Origin of the sequence: Chimaeribacter coloradensis, assembly GCF_002858715.1 — a bacterium.
Lineage (GTDB): Bacteria > Pseudomonadota > Gammaproteobacteria > Enterobacterales > Enterobacteriaceae > Chimaeribacter > Chimaeribacter coloradensis.
Window position 1 is genome coordinate 1 of sequence record NZ_PJZH01000047.1, and the last position, 14,946, is coordinate 14,946.

Annotated in this window: 18 protein-coding genes; 5 read left to right on the forward strand and 13 right to left on the reverse strand. The window is 63.7% G+C overall.

The window, feature by feature from the left end:
- Nucleotides 1-324 precede the first annotated feature (324 nt).
- Entirely contained in the window at nt 325-1,224 is a 900-nt protein-coding gene (locus CYR32_RS20580) for a cation diffusion facilitator family transporter (RefSeq protein WP_101826956.1), read from the reverse strand.
- Between the two features lie 246 nt (nt 1,225-1,470).
- On the opposite strand from CYR32_RS20580, the gene CYR32_RS20585 reads away from it, so the two are divergent.
- On the forward strand, nt 1,471-1,878 hold the full coding sequence (locus CYR32_RS20585; RefSeq protein WP_101826957.1) for a CidA/LrgA family protein: 408 nt from the start codon (nt 1,471-1,473) through the stop codon (nt 1,876-1,878).
- An 8-nt stretch (nt 1,879-1,886) separates the two neighbouring features.
- The gene (locus CYR32_RS20590; RefSeq protein WP_101826958.1) at nt 1,887-2,582 is read left to right on the forward strand and encodes a CidB/LrgB family autolysis modulator; all 696 of its coding nucleotides are present in this window, start codon (nt 1,887-1,889) and stop codon (nt 2,580-2,582) included.
- Nucleotides 2,583-2,712: 130 nt separating this feature from the next.
- Here CYR32_RS20590 and flgL read toward each other — a convergent pair whose 3' ends face one another.
- From flgL to flgB, 11 genes are all read right to left on the reverse strand, one after another.
- The gene (gene flgL / locus CYR32_RS20595; protein WP_101826959.1) at nt 2,713-3,663 is read right to left on the reverse strand and encodes a flagellar hook-associated protein FlgL; all 951 of its coding nucleotides are present in this window, start codon (nt 3,661-3,663) and stop codon (nt 2,713-2,715) included.
- Between the two features lie 18 nt (nt 3,664-3,681).
- Nucleotides 3,682-5,334 (reverse strand): flagellar hook-associated protein FlgK, encoded by a 1,653-nt coding sequence (gene flgK / locus CYR32_RS20600; RefSeq protein ID WP_101826960.1) that lies wholly within the window; start codon nt 5,332-5,334, stop codon nt 3,682-3,684.
- A 156-nt stretch (nt 5,335-5,490) separates the two neighbouring features.
- Nucleotides 5,491-6,453 carry a flagellar assembly peptidoglycan hydrolase FlgJ gene (gene flgJ / locus CYR32_RS20605; RefSeq protein WP_101826961.1) on the reverse strand — a complete coding sequence of 321 codons (963 nt, stop codon included), beginning with the start codon at nt 6,451-6,453 and terminating at the stop codon, nt 5,491-5,493.
- Nucleotides 6,453-7,559, reverse strand: coding sequence for a flagellar basal body P-ring protein FlgI (locus tag CYR32_RS20610; RefSeq protein ID WP_101826962.1), 1,107 nt, complete (start codon nt 7,557-7,559; stop codon nt 6,453-6,455). The genes flgJ and CYR32_RS20610 overlap by 1 nt, the downstream gene beginning before the upstream one ends.
- A 134-nt stretch (nt 7,560-7,693) precedes the next feature.
- Nucleotides 7,694-8,392 carry a flagellar basal body L-ring protein FlgH gene (locus tag CYR32_RS20615; protein WP_101826972.1) on the reverse strand — a complete coding sequence of 233 codons (699 nt, stop codon included), beginning with the start codon at nt 8,390-8,392 and terminating at the stop codon, nt 7,694-7,696.
- 61 nt (nt 8,393-8,453) lie between these two features.
- Nucleotides 8,454-9,236 (reverse strand): flagellar basal-body rod protein FlgG, encoded by a 783-nt coding sequence (gene flgG / locus CYR32_RS20620; RefSeq protein WP_101826963.1) that lies wholly within the window; start codon nt 9,234-9,236, stop codon nt 8,454-8,456.
- A 22-nt stretch (nt 9,237-9,258) separates the two neighbouring features.
- Entirely contained in the window at nt 9,259-10,011 is a 753-nt protein-coding gene (locus tag CYR32_RS20625) for a flagellar basal body rod protein FlgF (protein ID WP_101826964.1), read from the reverse strand.
- A gap of 18 nt (nt 10,012-10,029) precedes the next feature.
- Nucleotides 10,030-11,268, reverse strand: a complete 1,239-nt coding sequence (gene flgE, locus CYR32_RS20630) for a flagellar hook protein FlgE (RefSeq protein WP_101826965.1) — start codon at nt 11,266-11,268, stop codon at nt 10,030-10,032.
- Between the two features lie 70 nt (nt 11,269-11,338).
- The gene (gene flgD / locus CYR32_RS20635; protein ID WP_101826966.1) at nt 11,339-12,034 is read right to left on the reverse strand and encodes a flagellar hook assembly protein FlgD; all 696 of its coding nucleotides are present in this window, start codon (nt 12,032-12,034) and stop codon (nt 11,339-11,341) included.
- Nucleotides 12,035-12,045: 11 nt separating this feature from the next.
- Nucleotides 12,046-12,450, reverse strand: a complete 405-nt coding sequence (gene flgC / locus CYR32_RS20640) for a flagellar basal body rod protein FlgC (RefSeq protein ID WP_101826967.1) — start codon at nt 12,448-12,450, stop codon at nt 12,046-12,048.
- A 5-nt stretch (nt 12,451-12,455) separates the two neighbouring features.
- Complete coding sequence (flgB, locus tag CYR32_RS20645) at nt 12,456-12,869, reverse strand: flagellar basal body rod protein FlgB (RefSeq protein ID WP_101826968.1); 414 nt, start codon at nt 12,867-12,869, stop codon at nt 12,456-12,458.
- Nucleotides 12,870-13,065: 196 nt separating this feature from the next.
- Here flgB and flgA point away from each other — a divergent pair, with 196 nt between their 5' ends.
- From flgA to CYR32_RS20660, 3 genes are all read left to right on the forward strand, one after another.
- A complete protein-coding gene (gene flgA / locus CYR32_RS20650) occupies nt 13,066-13,728 on the forward strand; it encodes a flagellar basal body P-ring formation chaperone FlgA (protein WP_241523873.1) in 663 nt (220 codons plus the stop codon).
- Nucleotides 13,729-13,853: 125 nt separating this feature from the next.
- A complete protein-coding gene (flgM, locus tag CYR32_RS20655) occupies nt 13,854-14,156 on the forward strand; it encodes a flagellar biosynthesis anti-sigma factor FlgM (protein ID WP_101826970.1) in 303 nt (100 codons plus the stop codon).
- A 3-nt stretch (nt 14,157-14,159) separates the two neighbouring features.
- Nucleotides 14,160-14,597, forward strand: a complete 438-nt coding sequence (locus CYR32_RS20660) for a flagella synthesis protein FlgN (protein WP_101826971.1) — start codon at nt 14,160-14,162, stop codon at nt 14,595-14,597.
- Here CYR32_RS20660 and CYR32_RS21540 read toward each other — a convergent pair.
- A partial coding sequence (locus CYR32_RS21540; RefSeq protein WP_206602471.1) for a hypothetical protein occupies nt 14,594-14,946 on the reverse strand: 353 nt, incomplete at its 5' end. The two genes, CYR32_RS20660 and CYR32_RS21540, sit on opposite strands and share 4 nt — an antisense overlap.

A 14,946-nucleotide genomic window follows, 5' to 3' on the forward strand; every position in this document is an offset into this window, starting at 1 on the left:
CAGGGCGCGGGGATGCAAGGGGCGCGCGCCTACGCGCCCCTTGCGCGGTGGCGGCAGCGGGGCCGCAGAAAGACGCTAAGCGTTTGCCAACGCAACATACCTCGATCCCTTTAACATCAGCCGCCTATACACATAGAAACACTGAGCAACCGAAACATACCACCCTGCCCATAATACCGGCTGCGGAATCGCAGAAAGACGCTAAGCGTTTGCCAACGCAACAACCTCGATCCCCCTTGAACATCAGCCGCCTATACACATAGAAACACTGAGCAACCGAAATACTCCCCCCAGCGCGCCCGCGGCCGCGCCAGGCCGCCCCTCTCACCTCAGTAAATCATCCAGCCGCTCATCCACGATCCCGGCAGGCTCCAGGTGGGCCGTCACATCCGCGCGTGCGAACAGCGCCCGCACGGCGGCTTCGGCGGCGTCGCCGATATCATGCCCGACGTCCACCGTCAGCGCGCCGTCCACCTCCACGTGGAACTCCACAAACACCCGGTCGCCGCCGTTGCGGGTGCGCAGGTCGTGGATGCCCTGCACGCCGGGGCAGCCGAGTACCGCGGCGCGGATGCGCTTGCGGTCGGCGGCGTCCAGCTCACGGTCCAGCAGCTGCTTCAGCGCGTCGGCGGCCATGCCGCGGGCGTTCCACAACATATACAGCGAAATGCCGAGCGCCCCCAGCGCATCCGCCCGTGACCAGCCGAACAGGTGGTCGAGCAGCAGCGCCACCAGTACCGCCACGTTCACGGCCACATCGGTAATATAGTGCGCCCGGTCAGCGGCAATCGCCGTCGAACCGGTGCGCTTCACCACGTAAGTCTGCATCAACACCAGCCCGGTGGCGGCGCAGGTGCTGGCGACAATCACCCAGATCCCCAGCCCCAGCTGCGCCAGCGGCTGCGGGTTCAGCAACCGCCCGCCCGACTCTATCCCCAGCCCGATCCCGGCTGCCGCCAGCAGCAGCGCCTGAATAAAGGCCGCCACTGCCTCCGCCTTGCCGTGGCCGTAACGGTGCCCCTTGTCCACCGGGCGCAGCGCATAACGCACCCCCACCAGCGTCACCAGCGAGGCGAGCACATCCACCAGCCCGTCCGCCGCCGAGGTCAGCAGCGCCATCGAGCCGGTGGCCAGCCAGGCCCAGAGTTTTATGCTTACCAGCAGCAGCGCCACCAGCAGTGACACCAGGGACGCCGTGCGCGCCAGCCCGGTGGGCGGCGGCATCGCAGACGCGGGAGGGGTATGGGCAGGACAATGATCGGGCATGTTCAAAACGGCATATTCACTCAGTCACAGGGCAATACCGCTATTGTGGCGGCCGCAGGCCCGGGTTGGCAACCCGGATGCGGTAATCCTGCGAGCTATCTTCCACTACGCTTAGCACTGCGGCTCTGCCTGACATCATGTGATCTATAGCCCACTTCCAGATTTAATTGTATGATGAATACATCAGACCTTCAGGATAACGTTATGCGCCACTTCCTTACTCTCTGCTGGCAATTCCTCCGCGCCTTTCTGGCGATCTACCTCTGTTTATGGGCCGGTAACGCCCTGGCGGCGCTGCTGCCGCTGACGATCCCCGGCAGCATCCTCGGGATGCTGATCCTGTTTTTCCTGCTGTCGTTACAGATCCTGCCTGCCCGCTGGGTAAAACCGGGCTGCCACCTGCTGATCCGCTATATGGCGCTGCTGTTCGTGCCGATCGGCGTCGGCGTGATGAATTATTACGACCAGATCCGCGCCCAGTTCGGCCCGCTGGTGGTCTCCTGCATGGTAAGCACGTTGATTGTGATGGTGGTGGTGGCCTGTGCCTCACACTATGTACACCGCGAACGGCCGCTGGTCGGCACCGGTGATGCCGCAGAGGAGGAGAAATGATGCAAGGAATGATGGGTGAAATCTGGTGGTCGCTGCCGCTGACGGTGGGCGTGTTTTTTGCTGCCCGCAAAGTGGCGACCCGCCTGCGGATGCCGCTGCTCAACCCGCTGCTGGTGTCGATGGCGGTGATCATCCCGCTGCTGCTGCTGACCCACACCCCCTACGCGCGCTATTTTGCCGGCAGCAAACTCCTCAACGACCTGCTGCAACCGGCGGTGGTGGCGCTCGCCTTCCCGCTCTATGAGCAGCTGCACCAGATCCGCGCCCGCTGGAAATCGATCATCACCATCTGCTTTATCGGCAGCGTCACTGCCATGTGCACCGGCACGGCGATTGCCCTGTGGATGGGGGCGTCGCCGCAGGTGGCAGCCTCGATCCTGCCGAAATCGGTCACCACGCCGATCGCCATGGCGGTGTCGCAGTCGATCGGCGGTGTGCCGGCCATCAGTGCGGTATGCGTGATTTTCGTCGGGATCCTCGGGGCAGTGCTGGGCCACAGCCTGCTGAACCTGCTGCGCATCCGCACCAAGGCCTCACGCGGGCTGGCGATGGGTACGGCATCCCATGCGCTGGGCACGGCGCGGGCGGCCGAGCTGGACTATCAGGAGGGGGCATTCAGTTCGCTGGCGCTGGTGTTGTGCGGCATCATCACGTCGCTGATTGCGCCGTTCCTGTTTCCGCTGCTGCTGGTGCTGTTTGGCTGAGGGGATAAGGCGGGAAAAAAGAGGTATGCCGACGCCACCTTAGACAGACGGCGGCACACCTAAAACAGGCCGGCCTGGTGAAGCCGGCCTGAAAAGCACCTGCCCGCGCCCGGCGGACAGGGAGAAAACCTTACTGGTTAAGCTGGAACAGGGACATGCCCTGCATATCACTGAAGGTCTTATAGGCCGCCTGCAACGCCACCTGCTGCATACTGTAGCTGGAGATGGCCGCGTTCCAGTCGGTATCCTGCAAATTACTCAACTGGGTGCTGTTGGTCAGGCTGCGCTGGTCGCCGATGCTGTCGAGCGTGTCCAGTTCATTCATCTGGGTACCCAGCTCCGAACGCACCGACAGCACATTGTTCAGCGAGTTGCTCAGGCCGCGGTTGGCTTTGTCCAGCGCGCTCTGGAGATCCTCGCTGGAGGTGCTGCCGTCATTCAGCGCGGTGAGCGCGAAATCCAGCGTCGCAAACACATCGCTTTCCGGCGTGCTGCCGTCCGGCTCCGGCTTGGCGTTGCTGGTCACGGACAGGAACACCTGCGAGCCGGTGTGGCTCACGGTCATGGTGCGGTTGGCATCCACTTTCTGCTCAATGGCCTGCGCGCCGCCGTGGTAGAGCACGGTGCCGCTGCCGGTGGTGACGAACGGCGCTTTGTCGCTGCTGTACCCGGCAAAGATGTAGCGGCCGTTGCCGTCGGTGGTGTTCGCCAGGTTGAGCAGCTGATCTTTCAGCCCCTGCAACTGGGTCGCCAGCGAGGCGCGGTCGTCGTCACTCAGGGTACCGTTACCGGCGCTGACCACCAGGGTCTGCGCGCCCTGGATGGTGCTGGTGACATTGCCGAGGATCGACTCCTCCAGGCTCATGTTGTTGTTGGCAAAGTCACGCGCCACGGCGTACTGCTTGTTCTGCGACTCGGCCTGGTTGACCAGGATCGCCTGCGAGGCGGCCATCGGGTCATCGGACGGCTTGTTCACGCGCAGGCCGGTGGAGAGCTGGGTGCCGCTCGCCTGCCACTTGCTCTGGCTGTTGGAGATGCCGTCCATATTCTGTTGGTAAAGCATACTGGTACTTACACGCATGGTCCCGTTCCTTATCTGTTAGCCGCGCAGGTCCATCAGCGCATTGAAAATGGTGCCGGCGGTCTGGATGACCTGGGCGTTGGCGAGGTAGTACTGCTGGTAACGCTGCAGGTCGCCGTACTCTTCATCCAGGTTAACGCCGGAGATGGACTGCTGCTGGGCGGTCAACTGGGTGACGATGTTGCCCTGGGTGGTGTTGTTCAGTTTCGCGGTGCTGGTCTGGTTACCGATGTCACTCACCAGGCTGGCGTACGCGCCGGAGAGGGTGGTCTTGCCCTGCACCACTTTGCTGGTTTGCAGGTCCAGCAGTTTCTGCGCGTTGCGGTTGTCGCTCACGCCGCTGGTGGCGGTGGAGGCGGCCGCGATTTTGCTGGAGTCGGTGATCGCCACGTTGAAATTGCCCGCGGCGTTGCTCACGGTTTTCAGCGTGAAGCTGTCCCCGGTGGCCGCGCTGCCGCTGACGCTCACCGAGACGCCGTCAAAGCTCAGGCTCGGATTGCCGTTGCTGTCGGTGCCGGTGGTGGCGCTGATGGCCGCCCCGTCAGAGACGCGGGTCACGCTCCAGCTGCTGCCGCTATATTTCAGCGTGTAGTCGCTGGCCTGCACCTTGGTGGTGTCGGTGTAGGTGGCGGTCATGTCGGCGGTGCCGCTGTTTTTCACGTTGCCGAGGGTGGTCGGGCCGGTGAAGCTGAAGAACGCCCCGCCTTCGTCCCCTTCGAGGTCATAACCCGCTTCGTGGATCTGGTTGAACTGGTCGCCCAGCGTCACCGCCAGCTGGCCGAGCTGGTTGCGCGCCGTGTCCAGGGATTCACTGCGGAACGAGAGCAGCCCGCCCAGCGTGCCGGTGGTGATCTGGCTTTCCGGCACTTCGCTGGTGCCGGTACCGCGGTTGTACCCGATGGTCAGGCGGCTTGGGTCGCTGTTGGAAGGCACCGCCTCCAGGTTGTAGGCGTTGCCGCCCTGCACCAGCATCAGGCCGCCGGCCACGGAAATGTTCATGGTGTCGCCGTCCTGCTGGGTGACGCTGACGCCCACCAGGTCGTTCAGCTCGCTCACCAGCTGGTCACGCTGGTCGAGCAGCGCATTCGGCTCGCTGCCGGCCGCGCCGCGGGCGCGGGAGATCTGGTTGTTCAGGGTGGCGATCTGCTTGGCGTAGTTGTTCACCAGGTCAACGTTGTCGCTGATCTGCTGGTTAACGCCGCTCTCCATGTCTTTCAGGTATTTGTCCGTGCTCTGGAACTGGTTCGCCAGCCCCTGTGAGCTGCCGAGCACCGTCTGGCGCGCGGCGTCATCGCCCGGGTTGCTCACCATGCTCTGCAGGTTGGTGAAGAAAGTCTGCATGGTGGTAGAGAGGCTGTTGGTGCTGTCAGAGAGCAGATCGTCGATCTGCGACACCTGGTTGGAGTAAGCGGTAAGCGCGCTGTTGGTGGTCGAGGCCGAACGCAACTGGTTAACGATGAACTGGTTATATTCGCGGTTGACGCCGCTGGTCACCACGCCGTTGCCGATGTAGCCCTGCGCGGTGTTGGTGCCGGTGTTCTGCGAGATCACCGCGGTCTGGCGGTTATAGCCGGCGGTGGTCACGTTGCTGATGTTGTTACTGGCCGTGCTGAGCGCCGCCTGTGCCGCGTTCAGCCCGCTCATCGCCGTGTTGATTAAATTATTGGACATGTCGGATCCTTGTTACCGGCGGCCTCGTCTGCACCGGTTGCATAATAAACGGTGCCGGAAAAGGAACCCCTCTCCGGCCTCTCTGGGTTATCGGCAAAGCCTGGAAAAACTTGAGCCAAAAGGCACCGCGGCCGTGATTTCTCACAGCCGCAGGGGTTAAAACAGGGAACTGAGATCGTGGGTGTAGGCTTTGACGGCCTGCGCCCCCGCCCCCTTGATCTGCTGGATGACGCTGACCAGCTTGCTGGCGTAGTTCGGGTCGGTGGCGTAGCCCGCTTTTTGCAGCGCGTGGGCCGCCTGCTCCGGCGTGTCGGCAGCGGCCACCGCGGCGTAGCGCGGGTTGTTGGTCAGCAGCCGCACGTAGTCGCTGATCGCCTCCACGTAGGAGCCGTAAACGCGGAACGACGCCTTGATCTTCTTCGCCGCCCCGTTTTCATACTCGGTGGTGGTGATGTCGGTGGTCGGGCCGTCCCAGTTGCTGCCCGCCTTGACGCCGAACAGGTTGTAGCTCGGCGTGCCGTCTTTGGTCGGGATCTCGCGTTGGCCCCAGCCGGACTCCAGCGCCGCCTGCGCCATGATCAGCTGGTGCGGGATGCCGCTCTCCTGGCTGGCCATCTGCGCGGGCAGGCTGAGGCGTGACACAAACTCGCCGCTGTCGCCGGAGAGTTTCGGTGCCACCACCACCGGCGTGGCGCTGGCGGCGGGCATCTTCGGCACCGATTTGCGCAGCATCTGCTCCAGCGCCTGCACCGGCAGGGTGTTGAGCACCTCTTTGTCCAGCGCCATCGGCACGGTGCCGGCGGTTTCGCTGGGCGCGCCGTTGCTGCCGCTGAGCTGTTTCACCATCATGTCGGCCATGCCCAGCCCTTTCTTCGACATCTCCTGCGCGACCTGCTGGTCATACATCGAGGTGTAGAGTTTGGTCTGGTCATTGCTGAGCAGGCCCCCTTCCGGCAGGGCCGAGCGCATACTTTTCAGCATCATGGTGACAAACACCCCCTCGAACTGCTGCGCCACCTGCTTCAGGTGCGCTTTCGGGTCTTTGCCGACATCCCGTTTCAGGTCATTCAGCGCCTGCGCGTCATACGCGGCACCGGAGAGGCTGTTCAGGTCGCTCATCAGATAATTTCCAGATCGGCGCGCAGGCAGCCGGCGGTTTTCATCGCCTGCAGAATCGACATCAGGTCGATCGGCGTGGCCCCCAGCGCGTTCAGCGTCCGCACCACATTGTTCAGGCTCGGGCTGGACTGCACCTGTTGCAGCGCGCCGCCCTGCTGGCGCACCGAGATCTGGGTATTCGGCGTCACCACCGTCTGGCCGCCGCCCAGCGGGGTATCGGGCTGGCTGACCTGGTTTTGCTGGTCCACCACCACCGACAGGTTGCCCTGCGCCACGGCACAGCTGTCGAGGGTGACATCGCGGTTCATCACCACCGAGCCGGTGCGGGAGTTGATGATCACTTTCGCGTCACGCGGGCCGAGGTTAACGTTGATGTTCTGAATCTGCGCCAGCGTCCGCACCTGCGCGCTGCTGCCCTGCGGCACCAGCACCTGGATGGTGCGGCCGTCGAGGGCGGTGGCGCTGCCTGCGCCCTGGCGGTTGATAGCGTCAGCCACTGCCTGCGCGGTGGTGAAATCTTCGTCATTCAGTTGCAGGTTCAGGGTGCCGCTGCTGCCGAAGGTGGTCGGCAGTTCGCGTTCAATGGTCGCGCCGTTGGTGATGCGGCCCCCGGCCAATTGGTTCACCTGGACGCTGCTGCCGCCCGCCGCTGCCCCGGCCCCGCCAACCAGCACGTTACCCTGCGCCAGCGCGTAGACCTGGTTGTCCACCCCTTTCAGCGGGGTCATCAGCAGGGTGCCGCCGCGCAGGCTTTTGGCGTTGCCCAGCGAGGAGACCACCACGTCAATGCCCTGCCCGGCGCGGGAGAACGGCGGCAGTTTGGCGGTGACCATCACCGCGGCGACGTTTTTCAGCTGCATGTTGGTGCCGGCCGGCACCGTGATGCCGAGCTGCGAAAGCATGTTGTTCAGGCTCTGGGTGGTAAACGGCGTCTGCATGGTCTGGTCGCCGGAGCCGTCCAGCCCCACCACCAGCCCGTAGCCGATCAGGGCGTTGTCACGCACGCCCTGCACCGTGGTCAGGTCACGGATCCGCTCCGCACTGGCTGAACCGGCACACAACATCGCCGCCGCCAGCAGTAAGCCCATCACTCGTTGTTTTCGCATCTGAAACCTCGTTGGCCCGCAAGGGGTCTTTCATGTGCCCCTTGGGGCGTAAAGCTGCATCTGCCCCTGCGGGGCGCAAACCATTATTTGCCCCTGCGGGGCGTAAAACGTGCCCCTGGGGGCGGCCGGTCGCCTTAAAGCGGCGACAGGTTAAGGAAGAACCGCTGCATCCAGCCCATGTTCTGGGCTTCGTTGATGTAGCCGTTACCCACGTATTCGATGCGCGCATCGGCCACCTGGGTAGAGATCACCGCGTTCTGGCCGCTGATGGTGCGTGGGTTGACCACGCCCGAGAAGCGGATGAACTCGGTGCCCTGGTTGATGGCGATCTGCTTCTCGCCCACCACGTGCAGGTTGCCGTTCACCAGCACCTGATCCACGGTGACGGTGAGCGTGCCGCTGAAGGTGTTATTGGCGTTCGCCCCGCCCTTGCCGCTGAAGGTGTTGTCACCGGCGGTGTCCACCGTGGCGCGGTTGTTGCCGAACAGCCCTTCCAGGTAGCGCGGCACTGCATCGAAGCCAAAGGAGGTAGAGCCGCTGCGGCTGGCATTGGCCGAGGAGCTTTTGCTGGCGCTGACGTTCTCCTGCAGCACGATGGTCAGGGTGTCGCCGACGTTGCGCGGGCGGCGGTCCTCGAACAGCGGCTGGTAGCCGTAGTTCATCGGCTGCACCGTCTGGAAGATGGAGCCGTTCGGCGCAGGCGCGCTGACCGGCGCCGGGGATGCCGTGGTCGCGCCTTTGACCAGATTGTCGTGCGGGATATAAGCACAGCCGGTCAGGGCCAGCGCCAGCAGCGCCGGCAACACGGCGGCCGGCGGATGTTTCAGTTTCACCACGGTATCGAACCTTCGTAAGAGTGAGTGTCAGTCTGCCGGGCCTGCGCCCGGCCCCCTGTCAGAGCTGCGTGAGTTTCTGCAGCATCTGGTCAGAGGTGGAGACTGCCTTGCTGTTGATTTCATAGGCGCGCTGGGTCTGGATCATGTTCACCAGCTCCTCGGCCACGTTGACGTTAGAGGTTTCGACGTAGCCCTGGTAGAGCAGGCCCGCGCCGTTCAGGCCGGGGGTGCTCTCGGTCGGCGCGCCGGAACTCTGCGTCTCCTGGTAGAGGTTTTCCCCTACGCTTTCCAGGCCGCTGTCGTTGATAAAGGTGCTCAGGGTCAGCTGGCCGACCTGCTGGGCGGCGGTCTGCCCCTGCTGGGTGACGCTGACGATGCCGTCACGGCCCACGGTGATCGACAGGGCGTTGGCCGGGATGGTGATCGCCGGCTGCACCTGGAACCCGCTGGCGGTCACCAGCTGGCCGTTCTGGTCAACCTGGAACGAGCCGTCGCGGGTGTAGGCCAGGGTGCCGTCCGGCATCTGCACCTGGAAGAAGCCCTGCCCCTTGATGGCGATGTCTTTGCTGTTGTCGGTCTGCGACAGGTTACCCTGGCTGTGCAGGCGCTCGGTGGCCACCGGGCGCACGCCGGTGCCGATCTGCAGACCGGACGGCAGCGTGGTCTGGTCGGAAGACTGGGCGCCCGGCTGGCGCATGGTCTGGTACATCAGGTCTTCAAACACCGCGCGCTGGCGTTTGAAGCCGTTGGTGCTGACGTTCGCCAGGTTGTTGGCGATCACGTCCATGTTGGTCTGCTGGGCATCCAGCCCGGTTTTGGCAATATAAAGCGAAGAGATCATAAAAAGTCCTTAGTACCCGGCATCAGCTCAGGGAGAGCAGCGAGTTGGCCTGCTGTTCGTTTTCATTCACGCTGGAGATGACTTTCATCTGCATCTCGAAGCGGCGCGCGTTGGCGATCATGTCCACCATGGTCTCCACCGGCTTGACGTTGCTGCCTTCCAGCACGCCCGGCATCACCCGCACCTGCGGGTCAGCGGCCAGCGCCCCCCCGGCCTGTGGGCCGTTGGCGGCGGTGTGGTAGAGGCCGTCGTCGCCGCGCTCCAGCTCACCGGCCTGCGCCTTGACCAGCTTCAGCTTGCCGACCTGCGCCGTGGTGCTGGGCGAGTCCCCGGCGTTCAGCGCAGTGATGGTGCCGTCGGCGGCGATGGTCAGCTGGGCGGAAGGCGGCACCTCAATCGGGCCGCCGTCGCCCATCAGCGGCAACCCGCCGACGGTAAGCTGGCTGTTGGCGTTGATCTGGATGTCACCGTTGCGGGTGTAGCCTTCGGAGCCGTCCGGCAGGCGCACCGCCAGGTAGCCGTCCTGTTGCAGCGCCACGTCCAGCGGGCGGCCGGTGGTGGTCAGCGGCCCCTGGGTTTCGTCGGTGCCCGGCGTGGAAGCAGCCACCAGCGTGCGCGTCTGCAGGGTGTCGCCGTCCAGCGGCACCGCACGGAACGCATTAAGCTGCGCGCGGAACCCGGCGGTAGAGGCGTTCGCCATGTTGTTGGCGGTGACGGCCTGCATGTTGAGCGTCTGGCTCGCCGCGCCCATCGCGGTATAGATTGCGTGATCCATCGTCTATCCGTCAGCGCCTTAGCGCAGGTTAACCAGGGTGTTCAGGATCTGGTCCTGGGTTTTGATCGTCTGGGCGTTGGACTGGTAGTTACGCTGCGCCACGATCATGTTGACCAGCTCTTTGCTCAGGTCGACGTTGGAGGCCTCCAGCGCGCCGCTGGTCAGGGAGCCGAAGCCGCTGCCGCCGGCGGTGCCGGTGATCGCCTGGCCGGAGGACTGGGTCGCCTGCCAGACGTTGTTACCGGCCGATTCCAGCCCTTCGGTGTTGGCGAAGTTGCTCATCACGATCTGGCCGAGCAGCTGGGTCTGCTGGTTGGAGTAGACGCCGGTGATGGTGCCGTCATCGTTGATCTGGTAGCCGGTCATGTCGCCCGCGGCGTAGCCGTCCTGGGAGAGGGTGCCGATGCTGTCCGTGCCGGTGTTCTGCTGCAGGCTGCCGACCATGCTGAGCTGCACGGTTTGTGCGTCTGCCCCGTTCAGCGCGCCCATCGGCAGCGTGAAGGTAGAGGCGTTGGTGGTGGCGTTGCCGTTGGCATCCACGGTGCTGACCAGCGCGCCGCTGGTGGAGAAGTTCATGGTGCCGAGCTTGTTGGCGGTGGCACCGCTGACGCTGCCGTCCACGGAGTAGGCGTCCCAGGTGTTGTTCGCGGTTTTCGCGAAGTAGACGTTCATGTCGTGGGAGTTGCCCAGCGTGTCATAGGTGGTGATGGTGTTGACGTAGCTGTAGCTGGTGGCGTCGTTGGCGTTGAACGGCGTGGTGGCCACCACATCGTGGCCGGAGTTCAGGTTGGCAACCATCGAGCCGGTGCTGGTAGCTTTGGCGGAGAGCATGGTGTTCGGGATGCTCAGCGCAACCGGCTGCGCGCCCTGCGCGATGGCCGGCGGGGTGCCGGTGGCCGGGTAGCCGGTGAGGCTCAGCCCCTGCATGTTCACCAGGTTGCGGTTTTCGTCCAGTGTGAACTGGCCGTTACGGGAGTAGAAGACGCCGCCGCTGCTGTCGGTCAGGCGGAAGAAGCCGTTGCCGCTGATCGCCACGTCCAGGCCACGGTTGGTGGTGGAGGTGGTGCCGTCGGTGAAGTCCTGGGTGACGCTGGCGACTTTCACGCCCATCCCGGTTTTGGAACCGGCGAACATGTCAGCAAAGGAGATCGATGCCGATTTAAAGCCAGAAGTGGCGGAGTTGGCGATGTTGTTGCCGATAACGTCCAGATTGCTTGAAGCGGCGTTAAGGCCGCTGACTGCCTGAGAAAAACTCATGATTTCACTCCGTAAAGCTGTGCTGTGTGGGGTGCCGCGCCGGAAGCGGGCGAAGTAAAGTGGGCGCCGGTCAGAGGATCTGGCGCACGTCGCTCAGTGTCGTGGTGCCGGCAAGGCCGAGGTCAAGCACCGCCCCACTGCTGTCATTGGTAATGCCGTTGACCAGCGCATATTTCAGCGGCTGCACCACCATCTGCTCGCCGTTGTTGCTGGCGTTGAAGCTGATGGTGTAGGAGCCGTCCGGTGCGCTGGTGCCGTCATTCTGGGTGCCGTCCCAGCTATAGCTGTGGACGCCCGCGGTCTGCGCGCCGAGGTCCAGCGTGCGCACCACTTTGCCGCTGTTGTCGGTGATGGTGGCGGTGACGCTGCCGGCCGCACGCTCCAGCTCCAGGCCAAACGGCGTGGTGCTCATGGTGCCGTCGGTGGCTTTGCCGGCCAGCACGGTGTTGCCGGCGATCATCACGCCGTGGCCGATCATGGCGGTGGACTGCACCGACTGGTTGCTGTTGATCTGCCCGGAGATGGCACCCAGCGTGGTGTTGAGCTTCTCAATGCCGCTCACGGTATTGATCTGCGCCAGCTGGGTGGTCAGCTCGCTGTTTTCCATCGGGTTGGTCGGGTCCTGGTTTTTCAGCTGGGTCACCAGCAGGGTCAGGAAGTTGTTCTGCAGATCCGCACTGGTGCTGGCGGCGGTGGTGCTGCTTTTGCTGGTCGTGCCGACAACGGTATTGTCGGTGCTGCCGTTAACAGACGATAAAACAGACATGAAGGCTCCTGTTACTGGCCGAGGGTCAGGGTTTTCATCATCAGGGACTTGGTGGTGTTGAGCACCTCCACGTTGGCCTGATAACTGCGTGACGCGGAGATGGTGTTGACCATCTCGTTGACCGGGTCGACATTCGGCATACGCACGTAGCCCTTGTCGTCCGCCAGCGGGTTACCGGGCTGGTAGACCAGCTTGTCCGGCGCGCTGGAGTCCACAATCTGTGCCACACGCACGCCGCCGGTCTCCTGCCCCGGCGCGGCCTGCACCTGGAACACCACCTCTTTGGCGCGGTAGGGCTGGCCGTCCGGCCCGGTGACGCTGTCGGCGTTGGCCAGGTTACTGGCGCTGACGTTCATCCGCTGGGACTGGGCCGCCAGCGCGGAGCCGGAAATATCAAAAATATTGAGCATCGACATGCGGGTTATCCTTGTTGCAGCACGGACATCATGCTTTTAATCTGGCCGCCGAGCACGGTCAGGTCGGTCTGGTACTTCAGGCTGTTGTCCGCGAAATTGGTGCGTTCCCGGTCCATGTCGACGGTGTTACCATCCAGCGCCGGCTGGTCAGGGATGCGGAACAGCAGATCCAGGTCAGCCGGCTGGCTGGCCCGGGCTTCAATGTGGCGCGCTGAGGTGACACTCAGGGCCATGCCGCTGCCGTTCACCCTGCCCTGCTCCATCACTTTGTTCAGCTGGCCGGCGAAATCGATATCCCGGGCCTGAAAGCCGGGGGTGTCTGCGTTGGCAATGTTCGCGGCCAGGATTTCCTGGCGTTGGGCGCGTAAATTGAGCGCCTCTTGTTGAAAGCGCAACGCTGCATCCAGTTTGTCGAGCATGCGTCCTCCGCAAATGAGAATTTGGAGCCGACAGCATAGTCGGGGGGGTGGCAAGCCTATCGCGTGAATAAGCACACAATCGGCCGCTATTTTTCTGCTTTAACGCAAGGGAAACCGCGTAAGATAATTCCGAATTATGCCCGCCCCCGCCGTTTTGCCGCGGGGGCGGCTGTCCTGGCTGAACGAGGAGACTGCCGTGCGCTTCCTATCCCTGACGGCGCTGTGCGCCCTGCTCTGGCTGCCCGTGACCGGCGCGGCAGCCAACGATCTGGCGGGCCAGATTGCGCAGTTTTTCCAGCGGCAATATGCGCAGAGCGGGATGCAGGTGACAACGCGGGTGGTGACCCCGGCGGCCCAATGGCCGGACTGCCCCGCCCCCCAACTGGCGCTGCCGAACAACGGCCGCAGCTGGGGGATGATTTCCCTGTCGGTACGCTGCGGCGACGCGCGCCGCTTTGTGCAGACCGAGGTGCAGGTGAGCGGCCGCTACTGGGTGGCGGCCCGGGCGATCCCCCGCGGGGCGGTGCTCTCGGCCGCTGACCTGCGGCAGAAAGAGGGGCGGCTGGACACCCTGCCGCCGCGCACGTTGCAGAATGAGCAGCAGGTTACCGGGGCGGTGGCGCTGCGTGCCATCAGCGTCGGCCAGCCGCTGACGCTGAGCATGGTGCGCCGCGCCTGGCAGGTGCAGGCGGGCCAGGAGGTGCAGGTGGTGGCGGGCGGCAACGGCTTTAACGTCTCCAGCGCCGGCAAGGCGATGAACAACGCCGCCATTGCCGATACGGTGCGGGTGCGGATGGCTTCCGGCCAGGTGGTGAACGGCACGGTGGCCGCTGACGGCAGCGTACGTCTGGCGCTGTAGCCGCCGCATCCGGAAAAAAGCATAATGCTGGGCTAAAGTTTCCTCTGCCAGGGCCGATAACCCTGGTACAGAGAGTTTTTTATGCGGGTGAGAGGACGTCATTCCCGCCAGAATGGGAGAGTTATATGAGCATCGATCGTACTCAGCCGCTGTCCGGCATCAGCCAGGTTCAGACGCGTGATAACAATGAAAGCGGCGTGCAATCCGCCAAAGTAAAAGCAAACACCGCCACCGCGGCCGAGGTGAAAGGCACCCAGGTCAGCCTGAGCGGTGCCCAGGCCCGCCTTTCCGGCAACAGCGCGCAGGACATCAACATGCAGCGCGTAGAGCAGCTGAAAGAAGCGATCCGTAACGGTGAACTGAAGATGGACACCGGCAAAATTGCCGACGCGCTGTTGCAGGACACCCAGGACTACCTGAAGGGGTAACCAATGCACGACCTGCCCAAGACGCTGACCAGCCTGCTGGAGACTTTGCAGGCGCTGAAGCCGGTGATGGATGCGGAACAGGCCCAGCTCTGTGCCGGCCAGGTAAACGGCGTGGCGCTGCAACGCATCACCGAGCAGAAGAGTTCGTTGCTGACCACGCTGAGCTACCTCGACAGCTGCCGCAAGCAGCACGAGGCACCGCTGCGCCTGCGCGCGCCCTACCGTAACGTTCCGGCGCTGGCGGCGCTGTGGCAGCGGATTATGGCCTGCACCGACGCCCTGAACCAGCACAACCAGCACAACGGGATGCTGCTGGAGCAGCAGGTCGCGCGTAATCTTCAGGCGATGTCCGTGCTGCGCGCCAACCACGGCCAGACGCTCTACGGCCCGAACGGCCAGTCACACAGCCGCGGCGTGAGTATGCGGAAGATTTCGATTTAGGCGGCAAACCGGTAGCCGTTATTGGGTGGATGAGTGATCGTCCCTGCGGGAAGCCTGCCAGTTATGGTGGGCTTTTTTGTTTTTGGGGACGTATTGGCATACGCCCGGTGCTTTTTGGGATCAGGGTTTGTCGCGTTGGCATACGCGGCGTTTTTTCTTGGATCGAGGTTTGTTGCGTTGGATTCGCGGCGTTTTTTCTTGGATTGAGGTTTGTTGCGTTGGATTCGCGACGTTTTTTCTTGGATCGAGGTTTGTTGCGTTGGCATACGCCCGCACGCTTTCTGCGGCTCCGCTGCCGCCACCGCGCAAGGGGCGCGTAGGCGCGCGCCCCTTGCATCCCCGCGCCTTG

Coding starts and splice junctions, on each gene's coding strand:
- flgL (WP_101826959.1), bottom strand. CDS start 3,663: ATGCGTGTAAGTACCAGTATGCTTTACCAACAGAATATGGACGGCATC.
- flgE (WP_101826965.1), bottom strand. CDS start 11,268: ATGAGTTTTTCTCAGGCAGTCAGCGGCCTTAACGCCGCTTCAAGCAAT.
- flgJ (WP_101826961.1), bottom strand. CDS start 6,453: ATGAGCGACCTGAACAGCCTCTCCGGTGCCGCGTATGACGCGCAGGCG.
- flgM (WP_101826970.1), top strand. CDS start 13,854: ATGAGCATCGATCGTACTCAGCCGCTGTCCGGCATCAGCCAGGTTCAG.
- flgD (WP_101826966.1), bottom strand. CDS start 12,034: ATGTCTGTTTTATCGTCTGTTAACGGCAGCACCGACAATACCGTTGTC.
- CYR32_RS20585 (WP_101826957.1), top strand. CDS start 1,471: ATGCGCCACTTCCTTACTCTCTGCTGGCAATTCCTCCGCGCCTTTCTG.
- flgB (WP_101826968.1), bottom strand. CDS start 12,869: ATGCTCGACAAACTGGATGCAGCGTTGCGCTTTCAACAAGAGGCGCTC.
- flgG (WP_101826963.1), bottom strand. CDS start 9,236: ATGATCTCTTCGCTTTATATTGCCAAAACCGGGCTGGATGCCCAGCAG.
- flgC (WP_101826967.1), bottom strand. CDS start 12,450: ATGTCGATGCTCAATATTTTTGATATTTCCGGCTCCGCGCTGGCGGCC.
- CYR32_RS20625 (WP_101826964.1), bottom strand. CDS start 10,011: ATGGATCACGCAATCTATACCGCGATGGGCGCGGCGAGCCAGACGCTC.
- CYR32_RS20610 (WP_101826962.1), bottom strand. CDS start 7,559: ATGCGAAAACAACGAGTGATGGGCTTACTGCTGGCGGCGGCGATGTTG.
- flgK (WP_101826960.1), bottom strand. CDS start 5,334: ATGTCCAATAATTTAATCAACACGGCGATGAGCGGGCTGAACGCGGCA.
- CYR32_RS20590 (WP_101826958.1), top strand. CDS start 1,887: ATGATGGGTGAAATCTGGTGGTCGCTGCCGCTGACGGTGGGCGTGTTT.
- CYR32_RS20660 (WP_101826971.1), top strand. CDS start 14,160: ATGCACGACCTGCCCAAGACGCTGACCAGCCTGCTGGAGACTTTGCAG.
- CYR32_RS20580 (WP_101826956.1), bottom strand. CDS start 1,224: ATGCCGCCGCCCACCGGGCTGGCGCGCACGGCGTCCCTGGTGTCACTG.